An 18,469-nucleotide genomic window follows, 5' to 3' on the forward strand; every position below is an offset into this window, starting at 1 on the left:
ACCGGCATTTTACCCGAGGGCCACCGGCTCCGCCCAGTCAATCACGACGCATATCATCGAGGTGCCCCGTGGTACAACGTTCCAAAAGCAGCGCAAACTGGCTGCGAGAGCATTTCAACGATCCTTTTGTGAAACAGGCACAGAAGGACGGCTACCGCTCGCGTGCGAGCTACAAACTGCTGGAGATCCAGGAAAAGGACCGCCTGATCCGCCCCGGCATGAGCGTAATCGACCTGGGTGCGGCCCCGGGCGGGTGGTCGCAGGTGACCAGTCGTCTGATTGGCGGCCAGGGCCGGCTCATCGCTTCGGATATCCTGGAAATGGACTCGATCCCCGACGTTACCTTCATCCAGGGCGATTTCACCGAAGACGCCGTGCTCCAGCAAATCCTCGACGCGGTCGGTGATTCGCACGTGGACCTTGTGATTTCCGACATGGCCCCCAATATGAGTGGTACGCCCGAAGTGGACATGCCACGTGCCATGTTCCTCTGCGAGCTGGCCCTGGACCTGGCAACCCGCGTGCTCAAGCCCGGCGGGGATTTCCTGATCAAGATTTTCCAGGGCGAAGGCTTCGACATGTACCTGAAGGACGTGCGCACCAAGTTCGACAAGGTGCAGATGCGCAAGCCTTCTTCATCGCGGGACCGCTCGCGTGAACAGTACCTGTTGGGCAAAGGTTTCAAAGGCGCTTGAAAGGCGTGAAGCGCGGCGGCCGATAGTTATTTCCAATCGGCCGCGGCGTCAGGATCGTCCGAACTTCGTGTAGTCTAGCTTTCACAAAGGGTTACAGACGGTGCCTGCGGCTGCGTAGGTAATGTAGTAAGTTAGGGCGATGAATATCATGCGAGGCACGGCTGCGTCGTGCGCCGGCCTCAGAGGGTAGCGAATTGAACGACATGGCAAAGAATCTGATCCTGTGGTTGATCATCGCAGCTGTCCTGGTGACAGTGATGAACAACTTCTCCAGCCCTAACGAGCCGCAGACCCTCAACTACTCCGACTTCATCCAGCAGGTCAAGGATGGCAAGGTCGAGCGTGTGACCGTCGACGGCTACATCATTACCGGCAAGCGCTCCGATGGCGACAGCTTCAAGACCGTGCGCCCGGCCATCACCGATAACGGCCTGATCGGCGACCTCGTCGACAACCACGTAGTGGTCGAAGGCAAGCAGCCTGAGCAGCAGAGCATCTGGACGCAGCTGTTGGTAGCAAGCTTCCCGATCCTGGTGATTATCGCCGTGTTCATGTTCTTCATGCGCCAGATGCAGGGCGGTGCCGGCGGTAAAGGCGGGCCCATGAGCTTTGGCAAGAGCAAGGCGCGCCTGCTGTCCGAAGACCAGGTCAAGACGACCCTGGCCGACGTCGCCGGTTGCGACGAGGCCAAGGAAGAAGTTGGCGAGCTGGTTGAGTTCCTGCGTGACCCGGGCAAGTTCCAGCGCCTGGGCGGCCGGATCCCGCGTGGCGTGCTGATGGTAGGCCCGCCCGGTACCGGTAAAACCCTGCTGGCCAAGGCCATTGCCGGTGAGGCAAAAGTCCCGTTCTTCACCATTTCCGGTTCGGACTTCGTTGAAATGTTCGTCGGTGTCGGTGCCAGCCGTGTGCGCGACATGTTCGAGCAGGCCAAGAAGCACGCCCCGTGCATCATCTTCATCGACGAGATCGACGCCGTGGGTCGCCACCGTGGTGCCGGCATGGGCGGTGGTCACGACGAGCGTGAGCAAACCCTGAACCAGCTGCTGGTGGAAATGGACGGCTTCGAGATGAACGATGGCATCATCGTCATCGCCGCCACCAACCGCCCGGACGTACTCGACCCGGCGCTGCTGCGCCCCGGCCGTTTCGACCGCCAGGTGGTGGTCGGCCTGCCGGACATCCGCGGCCGCGAGCAGATCCTGAAGGTGCACATGCGCAAGGTGCCGGTCAGCGAGAACGTCAACCCGGCCGTTATCGCGCGGGGTACGCCGGGCTTCTCCGGTGCCGACCTTGCCAACCTGGTCAACGAAGCTTCCCTGTTTGCCGCCCGCTCCAACAAGCGCCTGGTGGAGATGAAGGAGTTCGAGCTGGCCAAGGACAAGATCATGATGGGCGCCGAGCGCAAGACCATGGTCATGTCCGAGAAAGAAAAACGTAACACTGCCTACCACGAGGCGGGCCACGCCATCGTCGGCCGCCTGGTGCCTGAGCACGACCCGGTCTACAAGGTTTCGATCATCCCGCGTGGTCGGGCCCTGGGTGTGACCATGTTCCTGCCGGAAGAGGACCGTTACAGCCTGTCCAAGCGTGCCTTGATCAGCCAGATCTGCTCGCTGTACGGCGGTCGTATCGCCGAAGAGATGACCCTGGGCTTCGACGGGGTTACCACCGGCGCTTCCAACGACATCATGCGTGCCAGCCAGATCGCACGAAACATGGTGACCAAGTGGGGCCTGTCCGAAAAACTCGGTCCGTTGATGTATGCCGAAGAAGACGGCGAGGTGTTCCTGGGCCGCAGCGCTGCCAGCCAGCACGCCAGCGTTTCCGGCGAAACCGCCAAGCTGATCGACTCCGAGGTGCGCAGCATCATCGACCAGTGCTACGCCACGGCCAAGCAGTTGCTGGTCGAAAACCGCGACAAGCTCGAAGCAATGACCGAAGCGCTGATGAAGTATGAGACCATTGATGCCGATCAGATCGACGACATCATGGCTGGGCGTACGCCGCGCGAGCCGCGTGACTGGGACGATGATACGGATTCGGGCACGCCTGCTGCCCAGAACGATCGTCCGGAATCGCCGATTGGCGGCCCGGCAGCTCAACACTAAGGGCATCTATGAGCTCAGTGCAGTACCCGACCCGGTTGCCTTGCGGCAACCGGGTTCTTGATTTGTCACGTACTCATGTCATGGGTATTCTCAATATCACACCCGATTCCTTCTCCGATGGCGGGCGCTTCAACCAGCGCGACGAGGCCTTGCGCCATGCCGAAGCCATGGTTGCCGCCGGTGCCACGCTGATCGACATCGGTGGTGAGTCCACACGGCCTGGGGCGCGCGCCGTTTCGGTCACCGAGGAGCTCGAGCGTGTGGCGCCCGTGGTCGAGGCCATCAACAGTCGCCTGGACGTGGTCATCTCCGTCGATACCTCGACCCCGGCTGTCATGCGTGAGTCTGCGCGCCTTGGCGCCGGGTTGATCAACGACGTGCGAGGCCTGGAGCGCGACGGCGCCCTGGATGCCGCTGCCGCCACCGGCCTGCCGGTGTGCCTGATGCACATGCGTGGCGAGCCGGGCAACATGCAGGACGACCCGCACTACGAGAACGTGACTGCCGATGTTGCCCGGTATCTGCAGCAGCGCATGGCGGCCTGCGCATCGGCCGGTATTGATGAACAACGCATCATCCTTGACCCTGGCTTTGGTTTCGCCAAAACGCTGGCGCACAACCTGAGCCTGTTCAAGCACATGGAAACGCTCCATCGTCTTGGGCGCCCACTCCTGGTGGGCGTCTCGCGAAAGAGCATGATCGGCCTGACGCTGGAACGTCCGGTCGACGAGCGCCTGTACGGCAGCCTGGCACTGGCAGCCCTGGCCATGACCAAGGGCGCGAGCATCCTGCGTGTCCACGACGTGGCCGAAACGGTCGATGTGGTGCGCATGATCGCTGCGGTACAAGGCGCCGAATAAGAACATTGGAGTCCCTATGAGCAGAAAATACTTTGGTACCGACGGCATTCGTGGCCGCGTCGGCGAATACCCGATCACCCCGGACTTCATGCTGAAGCTGGGTTGGGCGGCCGGCATGGCCTTCCGCAAGCTCGGCCACTGCCGGGTACTGGTGGGCAAGGACACGCGTATCTCCGGCTACATGTTCGAGTCTGCCCTCGAAGCCGGGCTGTCGGCGGCAGGGGCCGATGTGATGCTGCTGGGGCCGATGCCGACACCGGCCATCGCCTACCTTACACGTACCTTCCACGCCGAAGCCGGTATCGTCATCAGTGCCTCGCACAACCCGCATGACGACAACGGCATCAAGTTCTTCTCGGGCCAGGGCACCAAACTGCCGGACGACGTCGAACTGATGATCGAGGAACTGCTCGATCAGCCGATGACCGTGGTCGAGTCGAGCAAACTGGGCAAGGTGTCGCGTATCAACGATGCTGCTGGCCGCTATATCGAGTTTTGCAAAAGCAGCGTACCGAGCAGCACCAGTTTCGCAGGCCTCAAGCTGGTGGTCGATTGCGCTCATGGTGCCACCTACAAGGTTGCGCCAAGCGTGTTCCGTGAGCTGGGTGCCGATGTCACTGTGCTGCATGCCCAGCCCGACGGGTTGAACATCAACGAAAACTGCGGCTCGACCCATATCGAATCGCTGCAGGCAGCGGTGCTGGTCGGGCATGCCGATCTCGGCATTGCCTTCGACGGTGACGGTGACCGCGTACTGATGGTCGACCACACCGGGGCGATCGTCGATGGCGACGAGCTGCTGTTCATCATTGCCCGCGACCTGCAGGAGCGTGGCAAGCTCCAGGGCGGGGTAGTGGGTACGCTGATGAGCAACCTGGGCCTGGAGCTGGCGCTCAAGGACCTGGATATCCCCTTCGTGCGGGCCAAGGTCGGTGACCGTTATGTGATGGCCGAGTTGCTGGAGCGTGAGTGGCTTGTGGGCGGCGAAAACTCGGGCCACGTGGTGTGCTGCAACTACACCACTACCGGTGATGCGATCATTGCTGCGTTGCAGGTGCTGATGGCGCTCAAGCGCCGCGGCGAGGGCCTGGCCCAGGCCCGCCAGGCCCTGCGCAAATGCCCGCAGGTGCTGATCAATGTGCGCTTTGGCGGCAGCAAGGTCGACCCGCTGCAGCACCCGGCCGTGCAGGAAGCCAGCGCCAAGGTCACCGAGGCGCTGGCGGGGCGCGGGCGTGTGCTGTTGCGCAAGTCCGGTACCGAGCCGCTGGTGCGGGTAATGGTCGAAGGCGAGGACGAAGCGCAGGTGCGTGGCCATGCCGAAGCCCTGGCCAAACTGGTTGGCGAAGTTTGTGTCTGAAGGCGCTTGCCAGCGCAGATCTGGTTGGGTAAGATCTGCGCCCACTTTGACCGACGAGGTAAAGCATGCGTCGCCCTATGGTAGCTGGTAACTGGAAGATGCACGGTACCCGCGCTAGCGTCGCTGAGCTGACCGAAGGCTTGAGCAATCTCGCCTTGCCGAGCGGAGTGGAAGTCGCAGTATTTCCACCGGCCTTGTTCATCAATCAAGTGATCGATGGCCTGGCGGGTAAAGAAATTACTGTCGGTGCACAGAATTCTGCTGTACAACCCGAACAGGGTGCGCTGACCGGGGAAGTTGCTCCTGAGCAGCTGGTTGAAGCAGGTTGCAAGTTGGTGTTGATTGGCCATTCCGAGCGTCGCCAGATCATTGGCGAAACCGACGAAGTGCTGAATCGCAAGTTTGCAGCGGCCCAGGCCAAAGGTTTGAAGCCAGTGCTTTGCATAGGGGAAACCCTGGAAGAGCGCGAGGCAGGCAGAACGCTCGAAGTTGTCGGGCGTCAACTAAGCAGTATCATCGAAGCATTCGGTGTTAAGGCTTTTGCCAATGCAGTAATTGCCTATGAGCCTGTATGGGCCATCGGCACTGGCCTTACGGCCACGCCACAGCAGGCCCAGGATGTGCACGCCGCCATCCGCGGCCAGCTGGCGGCAGAAGATGCTGAAGTGGCTGCGAAGGTGCAGTTGCTCTACGGCGGCAGCGTGAAGGCGGCCAATGCGGCCGAACTGTTCGGCATGCCGGATATCGATGGGGGGCTCATTGGTGGAGCGTCCCTGAACGCAGACGAATTCGGTGCAATTTGTCGCGCCGCAGGAAACTGAACAAATGCTGGAAACAGTCATCGTTGTTTTTCATCTGTTGGCAGCGCTTTCGCTAGTAGTGCTGGTACTGTTGCAACAGGGTAAAGGTGCTGAAGCAGGTGCATCTTTCGGCGCGGGTGCTTCTAATACCGTGTTCGGGAGCCAAGGCTCTGCAACGTTCCTAAGTAAATTAACTGCTATACTCGCTGCCACTTTCTTTTTGACAGCACTTGGGTTAGGATACTTCGCGAAGCAACAAGCTCACCAGCTTAGCCAAGCAGGTCTTCCAGATCCAGCAGTGCTAGAAGTGAAAGAGCCGCAAAAACCGGCAGTCAATGATGATGTACCGGTGCTCCAACAGCAGCAGAAGAGCGAAGCCACTCCTAATACGGGTGATGTACCTCCTCCGGCAGAAGAGCAGAAGTAACGGGTTTCAAGTAGTAGTATTGCCGAGGTGGTGGAATTGGTAGACACGCAACCTTGAGGTGGTTGTGCCCATAGGGTGTAGGGGTTCGAGTCCCCTTCTCGGTACCAATTGAAGCTTGAGAGCCCGCTTTAGCGGGCTTTCTTGCAGGTGAAGGTTTGGATTTGACCCTCAGCAGGGTTCGGTCTTATACTTTCGCCCCAGCTTTGTCGCGGGGTGGAGCAGCTTGGTAGCTCGTCGGGCTCATAACCCGAAGGTCGTTGGTTCAAATCCAGCCCCCGCAACCAGCTTCAGCGGAGCCCCTTTTCAGGGGCTTTTTGCTAACCGAACAGTTTCGGCGTCGTTGTCCAACGGCGCTTTCAGGGATGGGCGCTTTGCCCATTTTTTATTTGCACAGCATGCACGAGGGGGTTCAGGTGTCGAGCAAGCTAGAACAGTTGCAGGCCTTGTTGGCCCCGGTTGTCGAGGGTCTGGGCTATCAATGCTGGGGGATCGAGTTCGTTTCCCAGGGTAAGCATTCGGTATTGCGCATCTACATCGACAAGGAAGGCGGTATTCTGGTGGACGATTGCGAAGCAGTCAGCCGTCAGGCCAGCGCAATCCTCGATGTGGAAGATCCAATCAGCAGTGAATACACCCTAGAGGTGTCTTCCCCAGGCATGGATCGCCCACTGTTCACTCTGGAACAGTTTGCCTCGCATGCCGGCGAACAAGTGAAGATCAAGCTGCGCTCACCCTTCGAGGGTCGTCGTAACTTCCAGGGCCTTCTCCGCGGTGTGGAGGAGCAGGACGTGGTGGTCCAGGTGGACAACCAGGAATTCCTTCTGCCGATCGATTCGATCGACAAGGCCAATATTATTCCCAGTTTTGACTGAGACGTGCCGGGCCCGGCGGACTATCCGGGCCCAATGGCTTGCGCAAGGCGAGGCGTACGATGAGCAAAGAAGTACTGCTGGTTGTTGAATCGGTATCCAACGAAAAAGGTGTACCGCCCGGCGTCATTTTCGAAGCGCTGGAGGTGGCCCTGGCCACTGCAACCAAAAAACGTTTTGAAGACGAAGTCGATCTGCGTGTGGAAATCAATCGCCACACCGGTAGCTACGAGACCTTCCGTCGCTGGACCGTGGTCGATGAAGCCGATCTGGACGATCCGGCGATCGAGACCTGGCTGGACAAGATCAAGGACACCCACCCTGAAGCCAAGGTAGGTGACGTGATCGAAGAGAAGATCGAGTCCATCGAATTTGGTCGCATCGCCGCCCAGACCGCCAAGCAGGTCATCGTGCAGAAGGTCCGTGAGGCCGAGCGTGCCCAGGTGGTCGATGCCTACCGCGAACGCGTTGGCGAAATCATCTCCGGTACCGTTAAAAAGGTTACCCGCGACAACGTTATCGTTGACCTGGGCAACAACGCCGAGGCCCTGTTGGCCCGCGAAGACATCATTCCCCGCGAAACCTTCCGTGTTGGCGTGCGCCTGCGTGCACTGCTGAAGGAAATTCGCACTGAAAACCGTGGCCCTCAGCTGATCCTGTCGCGCACCGCGCCGCAGATGCTGATCGAGCTTTTCCGCATTGAAGTGCCGGAAATTGCCGAGGGCCTGATCGAAGTCATGGCTGCTTCCCGTGACCCGGGTTCGCGAGCCAAGATCGCCGTCCGCTCCAAGGACAAGCGTATCGACCCGCAAGGTGCCTGTATCGGCATGCGTGGTTCGCGCGTCCAGGCTGTATCCGGGGAGCTGGGTGGTGAGCGTGTGGATATCGTCCTGTGGGACGATAACCCGGCGCAGTTCGTCATCAACGCCATGTCGCCGGCTGAAGTCGCGGCGATCATCGTTGATGAAGATGCCCATGCCATGGACATCGCCGTCGCCGAGGACAACCTGGCCCAGGCCATTGGCCGTGGCGGTCAGAACGTTCGTCTTGCCAGTCAGTTGACCGGCTGGACCTTGAACGTGATGACCGAGAAGGACATCCAGGCCAAGCAACAGGCCGAAACCGGTGACATCCTGCGCAATTTCATCGATGAACTGGAAGTCGACGAGGAGCTGGCCCAAGTGCTGGTCGACGAAGGCTTCACCAGCCTCGAAGAAATTGCCTACGTACCGTTGGAAGAAATGCTCAACATCGATGGCTTTGACGAAGATATCGTCAATGAGCTCCGCGCTCGAGCCAAGGACCGTTTGTTGACCAAGGCCATCGCTACCGAAGAAAAACTGGCAGACGCCCACCCGGCCGAAGACCTGCTCTCCCTTGAGGGCATGGACAAGGACCTGGCGGCTGAACTGGCGGTGCGCGGCGTGGTTAACCGCGAAGACCTGGCCGAGCAGTCGATCGACGATCTGCTCGACATCGACGGCATCGACGAAGAGCGTGCCGGCAAGTTGATCATGGCCGCCCGAGCCCACTGGTTCGAGTAATTAGGCGCGGCCTGAGGAGAGAAGTGCATGACGCAAGTCACGGTGAAAGAACTGGCCCAAGAGGTCGAGGCACCGGTAGAGCGCCTGCTGCAGCAGATGCGTGAGGCAGGTCTGCCGCACACCGACGCCGGTCAGGTAGTGACCGACAATGAGAAGCAGACCCTGCTGACTCATTTGAAAAGCAGCCACAAGAGCAAGGCGGAAGAGCCGCGCAAGATTACCTTGCAGCGCAAAACCACCAGCACCCTGCGTGTCGCCGGTAGCAAGAGCATCAGCGTAGAAGTACGCAAGAAGAAAGTTTTCGTGCAGCGCAGCCCGGAAGAAATCCAGGCTGAGCAGAAGCGTGAGCTGGAAGAGCGCCGTGCGGCCGAAAACGCCGCGCGCGACAAGGTCGAGGCCGAAGTTCGCCAGCGCAACGAGGAACAGGCTCGCCGTCAGGCTGCCGATACTGCAACAGCGGCCCCGGCGCCTGCCGCCAAGCCAGAGCCGGCGCCTGCCGCTGCCCCGGCCCCGGTCGTCGCCGACGCGCCAGCCTCCGAAGACGCTGCAGCCCGTGCTGCCGAGCGCAAGAAGGACGAGACCCGTCGCAACGAGAGCCGTACCCGTGATGACGACCGTCGTCGTGGCGAAGCCCCTCGTGTGTCGATCAAGGTCAAGGTCAAGGAGAAGGAAAAGGCTCCAACGCCACGTGCCGCTCCGCGTACCACCGATGAAGAGAGCGACGGCGCCCGTCGTGGTCGTGGTGGCAAGAGCAAGCTGAAGAAGCGTAACCAGCACGGCTTCCAGAACCCGACCGGTCCAGTCATCCGTGACGTGACCATCGGCGAGACCATCACCGTCTCCGAACTGGCCCAGCAGATGTCGGTCAAGGCCGCTGAAGTGGTCAAATTCATGTTCAAGATGGGTACCCCGGTCACCATCAACCAGGTGCTCGACCAGGAAACTGCCCAGCTGATCGCTGAAGAGCTGGGCCACAAGGTCACGCTGATCAGCGACACCGCGCTGGAAGATTCCCTGGCCGAATCGCTGAAGTTCGAAGGCCAGGCCGAGTCCCGCGCGCCGGTGGTTACCGTCATGGGTCACGTTGACCATGGCAAGACCTCGCTGCTCGACTACATCCGTCGTGCCAAAGTTGCTGCTGGCGAAGCCGGTGGCATTACCCAGCACATCGGTGCCTACCACGTGGAAACCGACCGCGGCATGGTCACCTTCCTCGATACCCCGGGCCACGCTGCGTTCACCCAGATGCGTGCCCGTGGTGCCAAGGCGACCGACATCGTCATCCTGGTGGTGGCGGCGGACGACGGCGTAATGCCGCAAACCCGCGAAGCGGTTCAGCATGCCAAGGCAGCTGGCGTTCCGCTGGTGGTTGCAGTGAACAAGATCGACAAGCCGGGTGCTGACCTCGATCGTATCCGTAACGAACTGGCCGTCGAAGGCGTTACCTCCGAGGACTGGGGTGGTGACACGCCATTCGTCAAGGTATCGGCGAAGATGGGTACCGGTGTCGACGAGCTGCTCGAAGCCGTGCTGCTGCAGGCCGAGATCCTCGAGCTGACTGCTACCCCGACTGCACCTGGTCGTGGCGTGGTCGTCGAATCGCGCCTGGACAAGGGCCGCGGCCCGGTCGCGACCATCCTGGTTCAGGACGGTACGCTGCGTCAGGGCGACATGGTGCTGTGCGGTTCCAACTATGGCCGCGTGCGTGCCATGCTCGACGAGAACGGCAAGCCTGTGAAAGAAGCCGGCCCGTCGATCCCGGTCGAGATCCTTGGCCTGGACGGTACCCCGGAAGCCGGTGACGAGCTTTCCGTGGTTGCCGACGAGAAGAAAGCCCGCGAAGTTGCCATGTTCCGTCAAGGCAAGTACCGCGAGGTCAAGCTGGCCCGCGCTCACGCCGGCAAGCTGGAAAACATCTTCGAGACCATGGGTCAGGAAGAGAAGAAAACCCTCAACATCGTGCTCAAGACCGATGTGCGTGGTTCTCTCGAGGCGCTGCAGGGTTCGCTTGGCGGCCTGGGCAACGACGAAGTGCAAGTGCGCGTGATTGGTGGTGGCGTCGGTGGTATCACCGAGAGCGATGCCAACCTGGCGCTGGCTTCGAACGCTGTACTGTTCGGCTTCAACGTGCGTGCCGATGCCGGTGCGCGCAAGATCGTCGAGCAGGAAGGTCTGGATATGCGTTACTACAACGTGATCTACGACATCATCGAAGACGTCAAGAAGGCCCTGACCGGCATGCTCGGCAGCGATGTTCGCGAGAACATCCTGGGTGTTGCCGAAGTGCGTGACGTGTTCCGTTCGCCGAAGTTTGGCGCCATCGCTGGCTGTATGGTCATCGAGGGTACCGTGTACCGCAACCGTCCGATCCGCGTACTGCGCGACGACGTTGTGATCTTCGAAGGCGAGCTGGAATCGCTGCGTCGCTTCAAGGACGACGCCTCCGAAGTGCGTTCGGGCATGGAGTGCGGTATTGGCGTCAAGAGCTACAACGACGTCAAGGTCGGCGACAAGATCGAAGTCTTCGAGAAAGTCCAGGTGGCTCGTACCCTTTAAGGGCGAGCGAGCCGCAAGCGCCCCTTGCAGGGCGGCTTGCGGTACCTCTTCAGGTAGCGCCCGGTCAGGCTCAGGTCTGCCCGGGCGTTTGCCGCTTTAAGTTACAGGTAGCAAGAATGGCCAAAGAATATAGCCGTACCCAACGTATTGGCGATCAGATGCAGCGCGAGCTGGCCGAGCTGATCCGTCGCGAAGTCAAGGACCCGCGTGTCGGCCTGGTGACCATCACCGCCGTGGACGTGAGCCGCGACCTGGGCCATGCCAAGGTGTTCATCACCGTCATGGGCGAAGAAACCCCGGACGCGGTGCAGCAGTCGCTCAAGGCACTCAACAGCGCTGCCAGCTTCCTGCGCCTGCACCTGGGGCGTTCGATGCAACTGCGCAGCGTGCCGCAACTGCACTTCCACTTCGATGAAAGTGTCAGCCGCGGTGTGCACCTGTCGGCGCTGATCGAGCGTGCAGTGGCCGAAGACCGCATGCACAAGGAAGCCGACGAGCCGGACACCAAGGAGTAAGCGGTGGCCCAGGTCAAACGTATCCGCCGCAACGTCAGCGGCATCATCCTGCTGGACAAGCCGCTGGGCTTCACCTCCAATGCCGCCCTGCAGAAAGTGCGCTGGCTGCTGAATGCGGAAAAGGCCGGCCACACCGGTAGCCTCGACCCGCTGGCAACCGGCGTGCTGCCGTTGTGCTTTGGCGAGGCGACCAAGTTTTCGCAGTACCTGCTCGACTCCGACAAGGGCTACGAAACGGTCATGCAGCTGGGGCAGACTACCAACACCGGCGACGCCGAAGGTGAGGTTCTGCAGACCCGCGAGGTGACCGTTGGTCGCGCCGATATCGAGGCGGTGCTGCCGCGTTTTCGCGGCCCCATCAGCCAGATACCGCCGATGTACTCGGCACTCAAGCGTGATGGCCAGCCGCTGTACAAGCTGGCACGTGCAGGAGAGGTAGTGGAGCGCGAGGCGCGTTCTGTTACTATTGGCCGCTTGGAGTTGCTCGAGTGCGAAGGCACCCGTGCACGGTTGAGCGTAGGTTGCAGCAAAGGCACCTATATCCGCACCCTGGTGGAGGATATTGGCGAGGCCCTGGGCTGCGGCGCCTATGTTGCCGAGCTGCGCAGGACCCAGGCCGGGCCCTTCGCGCTGGCACAGACGGTGACCCTCGAAGCGCTCGAACAGGCTCACGCCGAAGGCGGCAACGAAGCGCTGGACCGCTTCCTGATGCCCTCGGACAGCGGCCTGCAGGACTGGCCAATGGTCAGCCTGTCCGAACACAGTGCGTTCTACTGGCTGCATGGGCAGGCGGTACGCGCGCCGGACGCGCCACAATTTGGCATGGTCCGGGTACAGGATCATAATGCGCGCTTCATCGGTATCGGTGAAGTGAGCGAAGACGGGCGCATCGCGCCACGTCGGCTTATTCGGTCGGAATGACCGAAACCGCGGGGCCAGGCAATTGCCGAACCCCACGGCAGCAAGGGTGGCTGTCAGTAGGCACGGTCACACCTTTTTTATTAATACAGGGATTTGTCCCTGGCCTATTGGACCCCGCATGCGGGATCCGTTATCAGGAGAAGCCAAATGGCCCTCAGCGTTGAAGAAAAAGCTAAGATCGTTGCCGAATATCAGCAAGCCGCCGGCGATACCGGTAGCCCGGAAGTGCAGGTTGCTCTGCTGACCCACAACATCAACAAGCTGCAAGGCCACTTCAAGGCCAACGATAAAGACCACCACTCCCGTCGTGGTCTGATCCGTATGGTTAACCAGCGTCGTAAGCTGCTGGACTACCTGAAGGGCAAAGACACCACTCGTTACAGCGCCCTGATCGGTCGCCTGGGCCTGCGTCGCTAATAGCGGCCTGGTCAGTGGTGTGCATGGCGTGTCGCAGGCTTCGGCTTTGCTGTTTCGCAGCAGGGTCGTCGGGCACGCCACGCGTATCTCCGAGGTTGGCAGCCTGGTTCAGCTGAGCGGTTTACCGCGCAGCGGCCAGGCTCCCAGCCTCGTGTTGTATCTGGACGGTCAATGGGGCCGATTCCCCGTTCTGCCCAAGAATTCGCAAGAAACCAGTTCCCCCAAGAGCCACTGAAAAAGGTAGGAAACCGTGAACCCGGTAATCAAGACTTTCCAGTTCGGTCAATCGACCGTCACTCTCGAAACGGGCCGTATTGCCCGTCAGGCAACCGGCGCCGTGCTGGTTACTGTCGATAACGACGTCACCGTGCTGGTGACTGTGGTAGGCGCCAAACAGGCTGATCCAGGCAAGGGCTTCTTCCCGCTGTCGGTTCACTACCAGGAAAAGACCTACGCCGCCGGCAAGATCCCAGGTGGCTTCTTCAAGCGTGAAGGCCGTCCTTCCGAGAAAGAGACGCTGACCTCGCGCCTGATCGACCGTCCGATCCGCCCGCTGTTCCCGGAAGGCTTCATGAACGAAGTGCAGGTCGTCTGCACCGTGGTTTCCACCAGCAAGAAGACTGACCCGGACATCGCTGCGATGATCGGTACCTCGGCTGCCCTGGCCATTTCCGGTATTCCGTTCGAAGGCCCGATCGGCGCCGCGCGCGTGGCCTTCCACGAAAGCACCGGCTACCTGCTGAACCCGACTTACGAGCAACTGGCTGCCTCCAGCCTGGACATGGTCGTTGCCGGTACTTCCGACGCCGTGCTGATGGTTGAATCCGAAGCCCAGGAGCTGACCGAAGACCAGATGCTGGGCGCGGTACTGTTCGCCCATGACGAGTTCCAGGCCGTGATCCAGGCCGTGAAAGAGCTGGCTGCCGAAGCGGGCAAGCCAACCTGGGACTGGAAACCTGCGGTGGCCAACACCGAGCTGTTCAACGCCATCCGTGCCGAGTTCGGCGAAGCGGTTTCGCAAGGCTACACCATCACCGTCAAGGCCGACCGCTATGCGCGCCTGGGCGAGCTGCGTGACCAGGCGGTTGCCAAGTTCTCCGGTGAAGAAGGTCAGCCTTCGGCTGCTGAAGTAAAAGACATCTTCGGCGAAATCGAATACCGCACCGTTCGCGAAAACATCGTCAACGGCAAGCCACGTATCGACGGCCGCGACACCAAGACCGTTCGCCCGCTGAACATCGAAGTGGGCGTGCTGCCGAAAACCCACGGTTCGGCGCTGTTCACCCGCGGTGAAACCCAGGCCCTGGTGGTTGCGACCTTGGGTACTGCCCGTGACGCCCAGCTGCTGGACACCCTCGAAGGCGAGAAGAAAGACCCCTTCATGCTGCACTACAACTTCCCACCGTTCTCGGTAGGTGAGTGTGGCCGCATGGGCGGCGCTGGCCGTCGTGAAATCGGCCACGGCCGTCTGGCCCGTCGTTCGGTCCAGGCCATGCTGCCTGCCGCCGACGTGTTCCCGTACACCATCCGCGTGGTATCGGAAATCACCGAATCCAACGGTTCCAGCTCCATGGCTTCGGTTTGCGGTGCTTCGCTGGCGCTGATGGACGCCGGTGTGCCGATGAAGGCGCCAGTGGCCGGTATCGCCATGGGCCTGGTGAAGGAAGGCGACAAGTTCGCGGTCCTGACCGACATCCTCGGTGACGAAGACCACCTGGGCGACATGGACTTCAAGGTAGCCGGTACCGCCAAAGGCGTCACCGCGCTGCAGATGGACATCAAGATCAACGGCATCACCGAAGAGATCATGGAAATCGCCCTGGGCCAAGCCCTGGAAGCGCGCCTGAACATCCTCGGCCAGATGAACCAGGTCATTGGCCAGTCGCGTACCGAGCTGTCGGCCAATGCGCCTACCATGATCTCGATGAAGATCGACACCGACAAGATCCGTGACGTGATCGGTAAAGGCGGCGCCACCATTCGCGCCATCTGCGAAGAGACCAAGGCTTCGATCGACATCGAAGACGACGGCTCGATCAAGATCTTCGGCGAAACCAAGGAAGCGGCAGATGCTGCCAAGCAGCGCATCCTGGGCATCACCGCCGAGGCCGAGATCGGCAAGATCTACGTCGGCAAGGTCGAGCGTATCGTCGACTTCGGCGCCTTCGTCAATATCCTGCCTGGCAAAGACGGCCTGGTGCACATCTCCATGCTGAGCGATGCGCGCGTCGAGAAAGTCACCGACATCCTGAAAGAAGGCCAGGAAGTTGAAGTACTGGTGCTGGACGTGGACAACCGCGGCCGTATCAAGCTGTCGATCAAGGACGTAGCCGCGGCCAAGGCCTCGGGCGTTTAAGCGACCGCTACGCAGCAATGGAAGAGCCCTTCGGGGCTCTTTTTTTTTGACCGGGGCGGGAACCTTTTGCGGACTTGCATCTTGCATGCAGGTTGCAGGTGCAGATTGCAAAATGCATGACTACTGCCGTTTGGTCTAATCGCTAACGTACTGATTTATAAGGTTTTAATAGAAAATCAAAACCTGGCACAGCGCATGCAACTACCTTCATACCTGACGCCAGGACACACGGCGCAGACCTTTCGAAAAACAGGAGTGACCCACATGAAGAAGTTCGCCATTGCTGCCGCTACTGCTACCGCTCTGACCCTGACCATGGCTAATGCGGCTTTTGCCCAACAGACCACCCAGGCCCCGATGATGCTGGCGGCCGGTGAGGTGACCAAAGCCAAGGAAGCTACCTCCGATACCTGGATCACCACCAAGGTCAAAGCTGACCTGATGACCGAGAAAGGCGTACCGGGCAGCGACATCAAGGTAGAAACCAACAAAGGCGTGGTTTCGCTGTCGTCTGACATGAAAGTGACTGAGTCCCAGAAAGAAATGGCAGTCAGCATTGCCAAGAAGATCAAAGGCGTACAGGCCGTTTCGGCTGACGGCCTGAAAGCCGAATAAGGAATGTCCCGTCGGCCAAACGGATTTGGCCACCCAATGCTGTAGGGGCCGCTTCGCGGCCCCTTTTATTTAATAAGCCGGATTACGCGCTACCACACCACTCTCGAAGCATTCCTGCTCAATGATCAGCGGCTCGACCAGGGGCCGGCTATCTCGAAAATGGGCGGTCTGGGTATGCGCCTCATACGCCGCATCATCGCGGTAGATCTCATACAGGTAGATCACATCCGGATCGACCCTGTCCTGCGACACATCGAACACCAGGCAACCCGCCTCGCTGGCCACCGAAGCAGCGGCATTGACTTTGATCGCGCTTAGGAAAGCATCGGCACACCCGGGCTTCACGCGGGTCTTAATGAACAGGCTATACACAAAGTGCTCCTTTTGTTTTAAATTCAATAATGAATTGTATACAAAAAGGAGCCTAGCCATGCCTGAATTGCCTGCCCGCCCTGGCCGCCTGAATGGCCTGCGCCATATTGCCTTGCTGGTACCCAACCTTGAGGAGTGCGAACGCTTTTACGTCGATGTGCTGGGTATGGAAGTACTGAGCCGCGCCAATGAAGACTTGGTGTACCTGACCTGCGGTAATGACAACATGTCGCTGGGGCGCGGGGCAGGGGCTGCCAACGGGTTGCAGACCTTGGACCATTACGGGTTCATCGTGGACAGCGTCGAGGAACTGGAGGCCTGGTATGCGTACTTCAAGGCCCGAGGGGTGACCTTGCTCGACCGGCCTTTCAACCATGGTGATGGCGCGCGCAGCTTCCACCTGCTGGACCCGGCGGGGAACAAGGTGCAGCCGCTGTATCACCCGGCGGTGTCGGGGCAGCGGTTGGTCTGAAGCCGCCTCTGAGGGAGCGGCCTTGTGTCGCGAAAGGGCCGCGCAGCGGCCCCAGGGTTTCAGCAGCGATTTATCAATTGCTGGGGCCGCTTTGCGGCCCTTTCGCGACACAAGGCCGCTCCCACAGGTGCGCGTCAGGCTTGCTAATTACTCAGCATCCAGATGCATTGGCGTGACCACCCGGCCGTCTTTCTCGGGCTGGCCCAGGCTGGTGTCGATGAAGTACACCCGGTCATCTTCCAGCTTGCCTTTGTCGACCAGGTAATCCTTGATGCTGCTGGCCCGCTCCTGACCCAGCGTGCGCAACAACGCAGTACTCTCCGCCCACGACTTGATCACCGCATCGCGCAACTTGGCTGTGCGTTCGTCACGGCTAAGTTGCTCCCATTCGGCCGGCGGGTGTTGCTTCAGGCGCGTACGGTAGATGCCTTCGAGCATCGCCGGTTTGTCGCTGTCGTCGACCACCAGCATCGAGGCATTGGCAGGCACCTTGTCGCCGCGGCGCTGCAATATCTTGTACCAGGTGGCCTGATACTCACGTTCCAGGCGTTGCTGGGCAATCAGTGGGCCATCGCTGGCCTGGGCGCTGGTGCCCTCGATTTCCAGGCGCAATTCCGGGCGTTCTTTAAGCGCGGAAGCCAGCTTGTCCAGCGCCGCCTGGGCATCGCCACTGAGGGTACTGGAACCGGGGGCGAAGGCAACGTTACCCAGGTCTTGCGAACCGCCGCCAGTGATCAGCCCACCGATGAACTTGAAGGGCGCCTGGGCTGCCCGCAGCACCAGGTTGCGCAGGGTTTGCCAGACGATCGGCATCACGCTGAACTGCGGGTTGTTGAGGTCGCCCGACACCGGCAGCTCAATCGAGATCTTGCCTTGCGTGTCCTTCAACAACGCCACTGCCAGGCGGATCGGCAGGTCGACTGCATCCGGGCTGTCGACTTTCTTACCTAACTGCAGTTGCTCCACCACCACCTTGTTCTCGGCTTTGAGCTGGCCATTGGTGATCAGGTAGTGCAAATCGAGGTTGAGCCGGCCTTTGCGGATGCGGTAGCCGGCGAATTTGCCGGAGTAGGGCGTCAAGGTGGTCAGCTCGACGCGCTTGAAGCTGGTGGCGATATCCAGGCTGGCCAGCGGGTTGAACGGGTTGAGGGCGCCCTTGATGGTAACCGGGGCATAGCGGTCGACCTTGCCTTTCACGTCAACCTTGGCAGGCACCGGCTTGCGGTTGTCGATGGTGCCGATCTGGCCGTTGAGTTGCTGCACGGCGGTGGCGAAGTTGGGGGTAAGGGACAGGTCGGCAAAGTTGGCCGAGCCGTTCTTGATGTCGACCTGGCCAATATGAATGCCCAGCGGCTTGCTGCTGCTGGCGGGGGCCGTTGTGGCCGGGCTGCTTGGCTTGGCGCCGGCCGGTTGCGGGATCAACAGGTCATTGACGTTGGTCGTGCGGTCTTCGTTGATGATGAAGCGCGCGTAGGGCTCCTGCAGGGTCACCTTGTCGATCGACAGGGCATCACCGTGCACATACGACAAGCCGTCTACGTTGACCTGTTGCCATTTCACGAAGTCCCGGCTCTTGATGGTGTCC

At 60.5% G+C, this 18,469-nt stretch carries 17 protein-coding genes and 2 tRNA genes; 17 read left to right on the forward strand and 2 right to left on the reverse strand.

The annotated features are described in order from the left end of the window. Nucleotides 1–68 precede the first annotated feature (68 nt). The 16 genes from rlmE to G1E_RS14740 all read left to right on the forward strand — a co-directional run bounded on the left by rlmE (nt 69) and on the right by G1E_RS14740 (nt 16,040). The gene (rlmE, locus tag G1E_RS14665) at nt 69–695 is read left to right on the forward strand and encodes a 23S rRNA (uridine(2552)-2'-O)-methyltransferase RlmE (protein WP_009685342.1); all 627 of its coding nucleotides are present in this window, start codon (nt 69–71) and stop codon (nt 693–695) included. A 203-nt stretch (nt 696–898) separates the two neighbouring features. Further along, nucleotides 899–2,803: an ATP-dependent zinc metalloprotease FtsH gene (gene ftsH / locus G1E_RS14670; RefSeq protein ID WP_009685343.1), complete on the forward strand. Its 1,905-nt coding sequence runs from the start codon at nt 899–901 to the stop codon at nt 2,801–2,803. Between the two features lie 8 nt (nt 2,804–2,811). Further along, the gene (gene folP / locus G1E_RS14675; RefSeq protein ID WP_009685344.1) at nt 2,812–3,663 is read left to right on the forward strand and encodes a dihydropteroate synthase; all 852 of its coding nucleotides are present in this window, start codon (nt 2,812–2,814) and stop codon (nt 3,661–3,663) included. Between the two features lie 16 nt (nt 3,664–3,679). Then, nucleotides 3,680–5,020 (forward strand): phosphoglucosamine mutase, encoded by a 1,341-nt coding sequence (gene glmM, locus G1E_RS14680; RefSeq protein ID WP_009685345.1) that lies wholly within the window; start codon nt 3,680–3,682, stop codon nt 5,018–5,020. Between the two features lie 65 nt (nt 5,021–5,085). Next, nucleotides 5,086–5,841 (forward strand): triose-phosphate isomerase, encoded by a 756-nt coding sequence (gene tpiA, locus G1E_RS14685; protein ID WP_009685346.1) that lies wholly within the window; start codon nt 5,086–5,088, stop codon nt 5,839–5,841. Between the two features lie 4 nt (nt 5,842–5,845). Further along, nucleotides 5,846–6,247 carry a preprotein translocase subunit SecG gene (gene secG / locus G1E_RS14690; RefSeq protein ID WP_009685347.1) on the forward strand — a complete coding sequence of 134 codons (402 nt, stop codon included), beginning with the start codon at nt 5,846–5,848 and terminating at the stop codon, nt 6,245–6,247. 21 nt (nt 6,248–6,268) lie between these two features. After that, nucleotides 6,269–6,354: transfer RNA gene (locus G1E_RS14695), tRNA-Leu, on the forward strand. 100 nt (nt 6,355–6,454) lie between these two features. Then, nucleotides 6,455–6,531, forward strand: a tRNA-Met gene (locus G1E_RS14700). 129 nt (nt 6,532–6,660) lie between these two features. Beyond that, entirely contained in the window at nt 6,661–7,119 is a 459-nt protein-coding gene (gene rimP, locus G1E_RS14705; RefSeq protein ID WP_009685348.1) for a ribosome maturation factor RimP, read from the forward strand. 59 nt (nt 7,120–7,178) lie between these two features. Further along, nucleotides 7,179–8,660, forward strand: coding sequence for a transcription termination factor NusA (nusA, locus tag G1E_RS14710; RefSeq protein WP_009685349.1), 1,482 nt, complete (start codon nt 7,179–7,181; stop codon nt 8,658–8,660). Between the two features lie 27 nt (nt 8,661–8,687). Next, a complete protein-coding gene (gene infB / locus G1E_RS14715) occupies nt 8,688–11,216 on the forward strand; it encodes a translation initiation factor IF-2 (protein WP_009685350.1) in 2,529 nt (842 codons plus the stop codon). 116 nt (nt 11,217–11,332) lie between these two features. Further along, complete coding sequence (rbfA, locus tag G1E_RS14720) at nt 11,333–11,731, forward strand: 30S ribosome-binding factor RbfA (protein ID WP_009685351.1); 399 nt, start codon at nt 11,333–11,335, stop codon at nt 11,729–11,731. Between the two features lie 3 nt (nt 11,732–11,734). Then, nucleotides 11,735–12,652, forward strand: coding sequence for a tRNA pseudouridine(55) synthase TruB (truB, locus tag G1E_RS14725; protein WP_009685352.1), 918 nt, complete (start codon nt 11,735–11,737; stop codon nt 12,650–12,652). A gap of 147 nt (nt 12,653–12,799) precedes the next feature. Next, entirely contained in the window at nt 12,800–13,069 is a 270-nt protein-coding gene (gene rpsO, locus G1E_RS14730) for a 30S ribosomal protein S15 (RefSeq protein WP_009685353.1), read from the forward strand. A 250-nt stretch (nt 13,070–13,319) separates the two neighbouring features. Then, nucleotides 13,320–15,425 (forward strand): polyribonucleotide nucleotidyltransferase, encoded by a 2,106-nt coding sequence (gene pnp / locus G1E_RS14735; protein WP_009685354.1) that lies wholly within the window; start codon nt 13,320–13,322, stop codon nt 15,423–15,425. A 264-nt stretch (nt 15,426–15,689) separates the two neighbouring features. Continuing rightward, nucleotides 15,690–16,040: a BON domain-containing protein gene (locus tag G1E_RS14740; RefSeq protein WP_009685355.1), complete on the forward strand. Its 351-nt coding sequence runs from the start codon at nt 15,690–15,692 to the stop codon at nt 16,038–16,040. Between the two features lie 69 nt (nt 16,041–16,109). Here G1E_RS14740 and G1E_RS14745 read toward each other — a convergent pair whose 3' ends face one another. Further along, nucleotides 16,110–16,412, reverse strand: a complete 303-nt coding sequence (locus G1E_RS14745; protein ID WP_009685356.1) for a putative quinol monooxygenase — start codon at nt 16,410–16,412, stop codon at nt 16,110–16,112. Between the two features lie 58 nt (nt 16,413–16,470). Here G1E_RS14745 and G1E_RS14750 point away from each other — a divergent pair, with 58 nt between their 5' ends. Continuing rightward, nucleotides 16,471–16,884, forward strand: a complete 414-nt coding sequence (locus G1E_RS14750; protein WP_009685357.1) for a VOC family protein — start codon at nt 16,471–16,473, stop codon at nt 16,882–16,884. A 147-nt stretch (nt 16,885–17,031) separates the two neighbouring features. Here G1E_RS14750 and G1E_RS30245 read toward each other — a convergent pair whose 3' ends face one another. After that, nucleotides 17,032–18,444: a DUF748 domain-containing protein gene (locus G1E_RS30245; protein WP_371259931.1), complete on the reverse strand. Its 1,413-nt coding sequence runs from the start codon at nt 18,442–18,444 to the stop codon at nt 17,032–17,034. Nucleotides 18,445–18,469: the final 25 nt, after the last annotated feature.

It is taken from the genome of Pseudomonas sp. TJI-51, from assembly GCF_000190455.2.
GTDB lineage: Bacteria > Pseudomonadota > Gammaproteobacteria > Pseudomonadales > Pseudomonadaceae > Aquipseudomonas > Aquipseudomonas juntendi.

Coding starts and splice junctions, on each gene's coding strand:
- ftsH (WP_009685343.1), top strand. CDS start 899: ATGGCAAAGAATCTGATCCTGTGGTTGATCATCGCAGCTGTCCTGGTG.
- folP (WP_009685344.1), top strand. CDS start 2,812: ATGAGCTCAGTGCAGTACCCGACCCGGTTGCCTTGCGGCAACCGGGTT.
- glmM (WP_009685345.1), top strand. CDS start 3,680: ATGAGCAGAAAATACTTTGGTACCGACGGCATTCGTGGCCGCGTCGGC.
- tpiA (WP_009685346.1), top strand. CDS start 5,086: ATGCGTCGCCCTATGGTAGCTGGTAACTGGAAGATGCACGGTACCCGC.
- secG (WP_009685347.1), top strand. CDS start 5,846: ATGCTGGAAACAGTCATCGTTGTTTTTCATCTGTTGGCAGCGCTTTCG.
- nusA (WP_009685349.1), top strand. CDS start 7,179: ATGAGCAAAGAAGTACTGCTGGTTGTTGAATCGGTATCCAACGAAAAA.
- infB (WP_009685350.1), top strand. CDS start 8,688: ATGACGCAAGTCACGGTGAAAGAACTGGCCCAAGAGGTCGAGGCACCG.
- rbfA (WP_009685351.1), top strand. CDS start 11,333: ATGGCCAAAGAATATAGCCGTACCCAACGTATTGGCGATCAGATGCAG.
- rpsO (WP_009685353.1), top strand. CDS start 12,800: ATGGCCCTCAGCGTTGAAGAAAAAGCTAAGATCGTTGCCGAATATCAG.
- G1E_RS14740 (WP_009685355.1), top strand. CDS start 15,690: ATGAAGAAGTTCGCCATTGCTGCCGCTACTGCTACCGCTCTGACCCTG.
- G1E_RS14750 (WP_009685357.1), top strand. CDS start 16,471: ATGCCTGAATTGCCTGCCCGCCCTGGCCGCCTGAATGGCCTGCGCCAT.